Below are 10,307 nucleotides of genomic sequence, written 5' to 3'. Positions count from 1 at the left end.
GATAGGGTAGATGTGTAAGCATAGTAATATGTTTAGCTGACTACTACTAATAGACCTTGTGGCTTTTTGATTTAAGGATACCGCCTTATTGAGTGTATTAGATTCAATAACGTAGTATGTTTATAGAATCTATTTTTGTCATTGCGAGCGTAAGCGAAGCAATCCATTATCTTTTAAAAAGATAAAACGATAGAATCTAGATTCTATAAAAGCGTAATGTAGTTAATTACTTTTACAGCAAAGCAGGCTTTAACAATTTTAGAACTTTAAATATAGAATCTTAGAATCTAGATTCTATAAATAAGTTAAAGATTTAACCAAGCAAAAATGGAAATAAGGACAAAGATTTTAAAATTATAGAATCTAGATTCTATAAATCTTACAAAATGTGGGTTATAGATTCTATATTGCGAGAGTTTATGCGGAGTATCGTGAGAAGATTTTCAGGGTTGCGTAGATTTTTGTGCGGAGACTAGCCTTTTTTGGCTGTCGCACAAGCAAAAATCAAGCTCCCTGAAAAGCTTCCACGAGACGAACGCAGAAATTGTCTTTATTTCCCTTTTTCTTGTGTTTTTATGATAGTAGGACACACCTAGCTCCATTCCGAACCTAGAAGTTAAGCTACATTCAGCCGATGATACTGCACTTTTCAAGTGTGGAAATGTAGGTCGATGCAAGGATAGGGAAAATCTTTTTACAAAACTCACAAATTTCATTCAAATAAAAATCTTTACAAAAATAAAATTTACAGAATCTATTTAAATAACAAATCACACAAAAAACCAAAATCACTGAATCTTAAAACGCAAAACTATAAAATTAGATTCTAAAAATCCACTCAAATATAGAATCTAATCCAACAAATCACAAAAATTAGATTCTAAAAACAAAATCCATAAAATCTAATCAAACTTTAACATAAAACTAAAACTCAAAAATTTCTACAAAACTTTCGCATATATTATTGACAAAATGAAGATATATATAATGCTGCTTGCTATTTTAATCAATAGCAAAAATTTTTTTGACAAGGAGATGTTATGGCTGTATGTGGTACATGTCGTGGTAGTGGTAAAATCCCTGCTGCTGATGAGAATGGATTGGACATTTTAATAGATTGTCCTAATTGCGGCGGTAAAGGTTTTGATAGTCTTTAATCTTGTAAGTTAAAGGTAAGGAGTTTAAATGAACGAAGTAGTTTTATGTGATAAGTGTGGCGGTAATGGCGTTATCTATAACCCAAATATGCAATATGGATTGCAAAATCCTTATTTGCAAAATATGGCAAATGCTAGTTATATCCCACAAGTGCAACAGCAAATGTGTTGTGCTCAACAGACTCAATACACACATAATAGCATATGCCATGACACTTCACAAGGTTTTATGCAATATGTGAGTTATACTCAAATGACGTATGTAAGCATACAATACACACATATAGGATATAACAGGTAGGATACGCTTTAAGAAATGTTTTTCGTCAAACATTTGTTAGCAACACTTTATCATAAAGATTACGAATATGACAGACTTGCGAAGTTACAGAGTAGAAATCAGCTAAGAGATTATTAAGGACTTAATTGCAAGTGGAAATATAGATGAAACATTTAAAACATTCACTAAAAATCTACTTTGCAATAATTTCCTTAAACGTAAGAACAGACAAAACATTCGTAGATTCTATGAATGTTGCTTTTAAATATCGTTCAATTTATTGAACTTAAATTTTTCGTAAGCATTAGTTGATAACAAGCTAGTGCTTACTTATTTTATTAACAAGGAGTAATATATGGCTAGAAGAAGGGATTTAGAGCGTATAGCTATAGGTATAGGAACAGGTATGGGTATGTCATCTGTGTTAGGTGGAGTTATGGGTAGTAAAGCTAGCAAACCAGATTTTGTTAAATCTGCTACTAAACAAGACGAATATACTAACAAGCAGTATATAGCAGTATGGGAGACAGAGGATGCCAGAATAAATGGAGAACCACCACACCATTATGAATGGAGAATAGAACGTGACACAGACTGGTAACAAAGTGTTAAAAAATGTGTTTAACAAAAATTGAGTGTAGCACTTAGTGATACATAATAGATTCTAATCTTCAAGGATAAATAATGTTAGATTTACAACGATTAGAAATCAGCCAAGAGATTATTAAGGACTTAATTGCAAGTGGAAATATAGATGAAACATTTAAAACATTCGCTAAAAATTTGCTTTGTAATAATTTCCTTAAACGAGCAAATAGACAAAACATTCGCAGATTCTATGAATGCTTATAATTTCACTTAAAGGAGCAAAAATGACAAAGGATATTAGCAAAGAGATTGAAAAAATCAATGAAAAATATAACATTGATTTGCTTTCGTTATTTGGTGGGAGCGCTAGTCGTAGCGATTGTTTCAACTGCGGCACTGCACATTGTAGCGGTGAGGATATGACAGGCGAGACACATTGCACAGGGCTTTAAGGGTAAAAGTATGACGCAAGATTCACAAAAAATTGAGTTTCTAAAAGACTTAAGTCTTGCTGTTTATACACACAAAAGTAGCGACAGCTTTACCCTAGATTCTATAATAAAAGATAGAATCTTATTAGAGCGATACCAAAGCGAAATTGATAAATTAATACAAAGCAATTATTTTTTCTTAGCTCATAGCGATAAAAAAGGCTACTACAAAAAGACGTATAGAATCCCTGAAATCGCCAAACGCACACTAAATGACTTAAGAAAAGAAAATATAAATCCCATTGTGATGAATATGCTAGAGCAAAATCCGCTGATTTTACACACAGAATTAGAACGATGGATAAAAAGCGGCTATAAAAATATGCCTTCACTAATCCTAGATAAATACTGGCACACTTTTATAATTTATACGCTTGAATATAACTCGTGGTGCTTTGATAATTTTAATCGCTTTATCCATCACGTCTCCACGCCACAATATGAAAAAGATGAGTTTTTAGCTCTTGATTCTAATTTAGCAATAGATTCTAACAATAACAAAGCTAAATATTTTATCCGCGAAAATGCCCTATTTTTTACAAAATACACCGCCAAATTCCCTATAACACAAAACATTCTAATTTATAACTTTCCATATAAACTTTTAGCACAGAATCTAGACTTCCCAACAATTACAAATATAATCCACGATATTGCTAAAATACATTAATATATAAGTTAAATCTCACAATTTTTAGTAAATCTTGCTATATAGATTCTATAATTTTTATTCCATTATTAGAATCTAAAACCACAAAACTTTTCTAATTCACGTAAAATCAAAATTATAGAATCTAGAATTTTCTTAATAACATTTTGGCATAATAGATTTCATAAAATTCTAAAATTTATAATTTTTATAGAATCTAAAGGCTAAAAATGGTTTTTGAATCTTACTTTGCGTTGTTTGTGGCGGCGTTTTTGGCTTCGCTTTCACATTGCATTCCTATGTGCGGCGGCATTGCTTTGGGGCTTAATATGCGTTTTTTTAATCCAGATTCCATAAAAGATTATAAAAAAGATTCTAAAGATTTGCAAACCAAAGAAGATTCTAGCGAGTTAAATCACAAAATAGATTCTAAAAATATAGAATCTACAAATCCAGATTCTAAAACTTCTAAAAATCCTAACTTTTTAAACAAAATATAGAATCTAACACGGAAAAAAATCAATGAAAAATATAACATTGATTTGCTTTCAATCTTTCAAAGTGACAAAGGCGAATGCAATCAATTTAGTACTTTCGCATCCGCCATCTCATCCCTTTCGCTGCACTAAAACTTTTACTATTTTTAGGCTTTTTTTAGGAGAAACACAAACATCCCTGTAATAAAAATTTAATACTTCATTGATAGATTTTAATACCCATTTTATATTTTATCATAGACTTCACAAGGATTTTTAGACGTTACAATCGCCAACTATATAATTATCGTAGATATATTTGAATAATTCATATCGATTAAAAGATTTGGATTTTATATTTTTTTTATGTTTTATTTTATTTATTGTTATAGTGTAATCCATTTCTTTATTGCACTTTGCTTCATTATTTAATTCTTCTAAATCTTTATTGCTAAGTTTTGAAAGCTGCTTTTTATGTTCTTCTTCTGTAATGTAATCTCACGCTACGCCATAGCCTACCAAATATTCTATAAGCCATTTTCGTTTTAAAATTTTAGCTTCTTTTAGATTAGAAAATACTTTAGATTCTATTAAATAACCTAAATAATACAAATCCACATTATACATTATAACGCTCCTTGATAGCTAATTTGTGTAATTTCTTTTTTTATTTCTTTAAAGCTAAAAGACTCTAAAGGGTTAAAAAACACGCTTTCTTTTGGCTTTTCTTTAAAATTGCTAACGATATAAAGGCAGTAATTTTGACTAAATTTTTGTGCGATTTCAAATTCTTTTTGCGTGAATAAAAAATTGCCTTTTGCTTCATTTAGCCCTTTAATTTCCACAAAATAAAATGTATTTTTAGAATCTAGTGATGGATTATTTTCCCTTTAATATAGTTTATCTGCGAAACCTATCTTGCGATTAATAAATCTTTTTTGCCATAGTAAATCAACTCCTTTTTTTTCCACCATCACTAAAGGCATAGCCTATATTTATAGTAGCATTTCTTGCTTTTTGTTTTATCATATCTTTATTTAATTCTCCTTTAGATTCTAAAAGCATTTGAAATCCTCTATATATCACAAATGTTAATAACTTCTATACATTATTTCAACATCATTGCCACTTTGTTTAAAAATAGTGCTTATAAATTCTACATCTTGGACATCATAACATAAATCATACTTCAGTATAAGCATATCTTTCGTGCGTTCCATTTTAACATGACAGATATCATTTCCCGTATAACTATCACCCGGGACATCTTTGAAAATAACTTTTTTTATTTCACCAACAGTTGGTAAAGGTAAGTTTAACATCATTTTTGCCCCTTCTTTTTGAACACTATCTTCTAATTCTTTTTTCACCATTCTTTGTAAATATAGTTTATATGCTTCTTGCAAATCTGTATTTTTTACAATACACTTTTCCGCAGAACATATATATACATCTTGACATATTTTCTTTACATATTCCATACTAGAATCACATATCATATTTGCATTTGCTTGCATTACAGATAAAATAAGCATTATTGCTAACTTTTTCATTTTCAATCCTTTTAAATAAATTAATCTTTAAAAAAAGTGTTTTTATATCCTTCTTCTAAGATTTCTAATGGATCAGATATATCTTTTCTGCGTTGAAATGGTAAATTATTTTTGTTTGTTAAGTTATTTTTTGTATCATCACCATCTTTAAAATATTCAAAGTGAAGCATCATAACTATTTGACCACTAATAATATTTGGGTGTTTGTTTTTAGAGTTATCTATTAATATGCCGGAATACCCTAATACTTGTCCTTGTTTAACTTTATCCCCTATTTTAACTTTTATAGTATTTTTATCCAATTCACCATAACGAATAATAAATTTTCCATGATTAAAAGTTTTATGTAATATAGTTACTTGATAAGTTTCATAATAAAAATATTTTATTTCTAGTATTTCTCCATTAGCTATGGACACTATTTCAATTTGAGAACGTAATGTATTAACGCTATTTTCATAAATCTTTCTATTAAATAAATTTGTATAAAGGTCCCTACCAGCATGTTTTCTTTTGCCACCACTTCTATTCCAACCATAAATTGTTTGAGATGCTCCTTTGTCTGTTATATTCTTTATGCTCCAATCATATAATAGACCTTTGTCGTTTAAAGGTTTTGCTTTCAATGGAAATATAATTTCTTTGCTGTGCTTAATTACTTCTTTACTATTTCCATTCTCTAGCTCAAAGCTAAGTTTATCATATTCATTTTTTGTATTATATTTATCTACCCACTCTATTCCTCTTAAAATCATCATATTATCATAAGACTTAGAATCTAGTGGGGGATTATTTTCTTTTTCATAGAGTTTATCTGTAAAATTTATATTATTTGGGATATTAAGATATGTGCTTAATATATCTGTGAAACCTATCTTGCGATTAATAAATCCTTTTTGCCATAGTAAATCAACTCCTTTTTTTCCACCATCACTAAAGGCATAGCCTATGTTTATAGTAGCATTCCTTGCTTTTTGTTTTATCATATCTTTGTGTAAATCTCCTTTAGATTCTAAAAGCATTTGAAATCCTCTATATATATTTATTGCAAATGGTAGCTGTCCTATTGCATCGCTATAATATATTTGTCCTTGCATTGATATTAGAAAGTTTTTATGTTGTTTATAATCTCCCTTGCTTCCACTAGCATATACTGTAGCATATTTGATAAATTTTATATCACTTGTTATATTATCTTTTTGTGGACTTATAGATTCTATAAATTCACCTAGATTACCCCAAGTATCATAGCTTACTCCTAGCTTTTCACATTGTGTTTTATCATTTAAATTAGATTCTATTAATTTATAATAATTTGCTCCTTTTTTGCTAAACCATTGTAATTCTTGTATTTTATAAAGTTTTATAGCTAATATTTCATTAGATTCTATAAGATTAAGATTATTTATATCTTTTAAACTAAAAAGAAAATCTCCATTTTTATTTATTACTTTAACTTCTCGTTCTTTTTTACTGTATCTATCTTCTTGCCATAGTGTAGCTGTTGTGATATTTTTAGATTCTATAAGTTTGAGTTTGTGTGTATCTAAGTTGATAGTATTGTTTAAGGTTAGAGTAATATTTGCTTTAGAATCTAGCTTTTGTTTTGGAGTTATTTGATAATTTCTACATAAAGAAAAGTTTTTATCAAACATATCATTGATATTAACACTAAAGTAAAGCGTTGTATTTGAATAAATATATATCTTTTTAATAGAGAATTGTGCTTTGCCTTCTTTATTCGTAGATATTTCATATATCTTTTTAGAATCTATGTTGTAAAAATATATTTTGCTATTTTGAATTACCTTGCCTTTAGTGTCTATAAAACTGCAATTAAGCAATATTTCTTCATCACTAGGAGTGTTTGTAGCACCTACTATGCCATTTATAGAAGCATAAAGTGGATAATTAGATTCTGTAATTTTTACTAATTTGCCATTTGATAGAAGTTTATAAGGATAAATATCTTGCGTTGTATTATGATATTGATGCGTATATGCTTGACTTTGAAAAAAATCATGGTTATGTAGATTTGGGAAATATCGCTCAAAGTTTTTAGAATCTTTACTATAAGCTATTTCCACCATTTCATTATTAGCATTAAAATAATATATTATTTCACTATTTTTATTATCATTAGAATCTAATATTTCATAATATTCACTTTTAGCCCATTCCCAAAAAGTTATAGGATTTAGATAATGTCCTTTAGAATCTTGTATAATGTATTTAAAGAAGAAGTGGTTTTTTATTTCATCCTCCGTTACAGATTTGCAATAATCACCATATCCCAAACTACCTAAATAATCTCCTATTTCTATTTGTGTGCCTATTGAAAGTAGAGGTTTGTTATTTGGATATGTATTCGCATAAAAATATCTAAATATATGTTTGAATCCTTGTGTATCTTTTATAATAAGAAAATTAACAAAAATATTGTTTTTGTCTTTATCCACTTTGGTGGTGTCTAATTCTACTATTTCTCCTCTGATAGGAGAATATAGATTTGGGAAAGAGGTTTCAATAATACTTTTACTTTTGTTATGTATTATATAGTTATATCCTTCTTTAATAAATCTATAATATTTTTTTTGTATATATCCATATTCATTGCCATAATCTGGTATTTTATAGAATCTATCAAAATCAATAGAGAAATTAAGACCTTTGTTGTCGTAGTCATACTTAATTGCTTCATATTTAGAGCAAATTTTGGTTGCCATATTCCTAATATCTTTTAATGTAAAACCCAATTGCTTTTCTTGTATCTTATAACTATTATTCCAAGCAAGGTTATATTTGTTTCCTATAAGTTTTATTTCCTGTGATTGATATTCTATGCTTACATAGAATCTTAGTGCATATTTAAATGTTTCTATAAAATTAGTGTTTTTGCTCATTGCACTCTCCTAACAATAAACATAATTGTTTCTTCTCTAATATTTTCTTTTATTTTCTCTAATTCTTTTATTTCTTCTTCATCGCTAATTTCTAAATAGCTTGTAATATTTTCATTATATCTCCCACGAAAATTCTTCACCAAATATAAAACTACATCTTTATAATGTGTAGCAAGTGTATCATAATTACCACTAACTATGGGTGTAAGTAAATCATAAAGTTCTTGTGATAATAATGGATATACTTCATCACTTGCTATAAAATATTGCCTTAAAGTAATATTAATATATTGCAAGGTTTTAAAGATTAATTCTATGTTTGTGTATGTAAATATTATATATTCAAGATTTATCTTACCATCTTCTCCTAATGCTTCATCTTTTCTTAAACTATCTTGATATTTCATTGCATATCCAAATATATCATATAAAATAAATCCTTCTCTATAATATATTCCTTCAAACAACATTATAAAAGTATTCCAAATGATATATTCTAATAACTTTTTATCATTTATGCCTTTATCTAGTATATACTTTAATGGATTATTATTTATATCCCATGAGGCTAAATTTTCTACTATTATAAAAAGTTCATCAAATTTATATTTTTTTATATCATATTCATTTAATTTAGCTATATCAATAAGCACTTCTTTTTTTACATTATATCTTTCTAATAAATTTATTAAATCAAGTCTATTGCTAAATAAAGCCTTAGCAAATAAAATATCTATAAATCTAAAAGGAGTGTGTATTTCATATTGTGCTTCTTTTGTGTTGTCTTTAGAATCTATTTTATTTTTTATATTATATTGTGTGGTTACTATTGCATTACTATATTTATTTAGTAAATATAATGTAAATTCAACATTTGCATTAGGATAAAAGGCATAAATTAATGTTTCAATAATATCAATTTCTTTTGGTTTAGATTTTAAAAAAGATTCAAATATTTTCTTTTGTGTATCAAAAACCTGCATTTTTTTATAAAATTCTTTTTGTAAACTTGTAGAATAAAAAAATATTACATTGTTATCGCTAACACTAAAAAGCAATTTCAACACTTCTAATTTATCGTTTTCGTCCACTTGAGCGTTAAGTATAAGTTCTTGTATTTTATTTATAGTAGATTCTGAAAAGTTTTGCTTAAAAATATTAGCATTAGATTTATGTAGTATTATTAGTTTTGATATAACGCTTGTATTGTAAATAGGTAAGCCATTTGTAGATTTCTCATAACTAAGAATCTTAATAGGCTCATTAAGCTTTGGTGCAAATGCAAAAGATTCTAACTTAAAATCTTCTATAACAACTTTATTTTCGACAACTTGAATCTTACCTTCTGTAACATAATAATATGCGTTTTCATTAATTGTAGTTTCCATACAACGATATTGTCTATATAAAAAATAATCTTTTAATTCTTCGCCTAATTTTTTACTTAATTCACTCATAACACTACCTATTTTTTAATGCTAATTTTAGCATTTTTTAGCCTTAAACCTTCTTTGCTAAATTCATATTCTGTATCATCTATTTTTATAGTAATACTACCATCATTAATAGTAAAAATACTATTACCAACTTGCATATTTATCTGGCTATCTGCATTAATATAATATTTTTCTTTAACTTGACAATCTTTGGACTTTGCTTTTATGGTAAGATGATTATTAGATATAAAACTCATTGCATCTTTAGCATTAATAAAAATATTATTACTAGAATTTAAACTTATTTCTTCTTGTGCTAAGACTTTTATATCTGTCTTTGCATTAATAAAATAACTTCCATGCACCACTTCACTCTTATTTTCTTTGATATTTTCTACTTTATCTTTATTGATAGATTCTATAAGATTGCCATTTATTTCTATTTCTTTATTTTCACCTACATATTCACTAGAGTTATTTGCTACTCTTAGTTTATTGTCCATTCCTACATTTAGAGTGTTGCTTCCTCCTACTATCGTATCTTTGGAGAGTGCGACATTTGTTAGATATTCTGCTCCTATTCGAACATCTTTTAATCCTAGTATTTCTTGTTTATGATATTTTGTGATAGATTCAGTGTAGCTTCCTTTTACTACAGAATCTTTATCTTGTTTTATTACTTGATTAAAGTTAGATTCTATGATTTCTTTATAGTCTTTTTGGGCGTGTAAGTATATTTGTTCGTTATTCTTTGTGTTGGTTAATGTTAGTTCG

At 27.6% G+C, this 10,307-nt stretch carries 12 protein-coding genes, 1 rRNA gene and 1 pseudogene; 7 read left to right on the top strand and 7 right to left on the bottom strand.

Going from position 1 to position 10,307, the window contains the following annotated elements:
* Positions 1-563: 563 nt before the first annotated feature.
* From rrf to LS64_RS13460, 7 genes are all read left to right on the top strand, one after another.
* A 5S ribosomal RNA gene (rrf, locus tag LS64_RS11845) occupies positions 564-680 on the top strand.
* Between the two features lie 505 nt (positions 681-1,185).
* A complete protein-coding gene (locus LS64_RS11840; RefSeq protein WP_034569151.1) occupies positions 1,186-1,458 on the top strand; it encodes a hypothetical protein in 273 nt (90 codons plus the stop codon).
* Between the two features lie 334 nt (positions 1,459-1,792).
* Positions 1,793-2,038 carry a hypothetical protein gene (locus LS64_RS11835; protein WP_034569018.1) on the top strand — a complete coding sequence of 82 codons (246 nt, stop codon included), beginning with the start codon at positions 1,793-1,795 and terminating at the stop codon, positions 2,036-2,038.
* A gap of 83 nt (positions 2,039-2,121) precedes the next feature.
* Positions 2,122-2,289, top strand: coding sequence for a hypothetical protein (locus tag LS64_RS12655; RefSeq protein ID WP_160659291.1), 168 nt, complete (start codon positions 2,122-2,124; stop codon positions 2,287-2,289).
* A gap of 20 nt (positions 2,290-2,309) precedes the next feature.
* Positions 2,310-2,477 carry a hypothetical protein gene (locus LS64_RS12650; protein WP_160659290.1) on the top strand — a complete coding sequence of 56 codons (168 nt, stop codon included), beginning with the start codon at positions 2,310-2,312 and terminating at the stop codon, positions 2,475-2,477.
* A gap of 10 nt (positions 2,478-2,487) precedes the next feature.
* Positions 2,488-3,186 (top strand): glycine-rich domain-containing protein, encoded by a 699-nt coding sequence (locus tag LS64_RS13465; RefSeq protein ID WP_034569956.1) that lies wholly within the window; start codon positions 2,488-2,490, stop codon positions 3,184-3,186.
* A 209-nt stretch (positions 3,187-3,395) separates the two neighbouring features.
* Positions 3,396-3,665 (top strand): hypothetical protein, encoded by a 270-nt coding sequence (locus tag LS64_RS13460; RefSeq protein ID WP_034569962.1) that lies wholly within the window; start codon positions 3,396-3,398, stop codon positions 3,663-3,665.
* A 108-nt stretch (positions 3,666-3,773) separates the two neighbouring features.
* On the opposite strand, the gene LS64_RS11820 is transcribed toward LS64_RS13460, so the two are convergent.
* The 7 genes and pseudogenes from LS64_RS11820 to LS64_RS12645 all read right to left on the bottom strand — a co-directional run.
* On the bottom strand, positions 3,774-3,890 hold the full coding sequence (locus LS64_RS11820) for a hypothetical protein (RefSeq protein WP_118949437.1): 117 nt from the start codon (positions 3,888-3,890) through the stop codon (positions 3,774-3,776).
* Between the two features lie 249 nt (positions 3,891-4,139).
* The gene (locus LS64_RS13735) at positions 4,140-4,268 is read right to left on the bottom strand and encodes a hypothetical protein (RefSeq protein ID WP_272916625.1); all 129 of its coding nucleotides are present in this window, start codon (positions 4,266-4,268) and stop codon (positions 4,140-4,142) included.
* A pseudogene (locus tag LS64_RS11815) lies at positions 4,268-4,492 on the bottom strand (protein NO VEIN domain-containing protein); the annotation flags it as partial. The pseudogene LS64_RS11815 and the gene LS64_RS13735, both read right to left, overlap by 1 nt.
* 240 nt (positions 4,493-4,732) lie before the next feature.
* Complete coding sequence (locus LS64_RS11810) at positions 4,733-5,194, bottom strand: hypothetical protein (protein ID WP_034569856.1); 462 nt, start codon at positions 5,192-5,194, stop codon at positions 4,733-4,735.
* A 20-nt stretch (positions 5,195-5,214) separates the two neighbouring features.
* Complete coding sequence (locus LS64_RS13455) at positions 5,215-8,097, bottom strand: M23 family metallopeptidase (RefSeq protein WP_052062318.1); 2,883 nt, start codon at positions 8,095-8,097, stop codon at positions 5,215-5,217.
* Positions 8,094-9,554, bottom strand: a complete 1,461-nt coding sequence (locus LS64_RS11800) for a hypothetical protein (RefSeq protein ID WP_034569853.1) — start codon at positions 9,552-9,554, stop codon at positions 8,094-8,096. Before LS64_RS11800 ends, LS64_RS13455 begins: the two co-directional genes overlap by 4 nt.
* A gap of 8 nt (positions 9,555-9,562) precedes the next feature.
* Positions 9,563-10,307 (bottom strand): bacteriophage T4 gp5 trimerisation domain-containing protein (locus LS64_RS12645; protein WP_161976982.1); only part of this gene is annotated, 745 nt, incomplete at its 5' end.

This window comes from Helicobacter saguini (assembly GCF_000762875.2).
Taxonomy (GTDB): Bacteria; Campylobacterota; Campylobacteria; order Campylobacterales; family Helicobacteraceae; genus Helicobacter_A; species Helicobacter_A saguini.
Note: the sequence above shows the minus strand (reverse complement) of the source record. Positions and strands in the feature narration are given on the sequence as shown.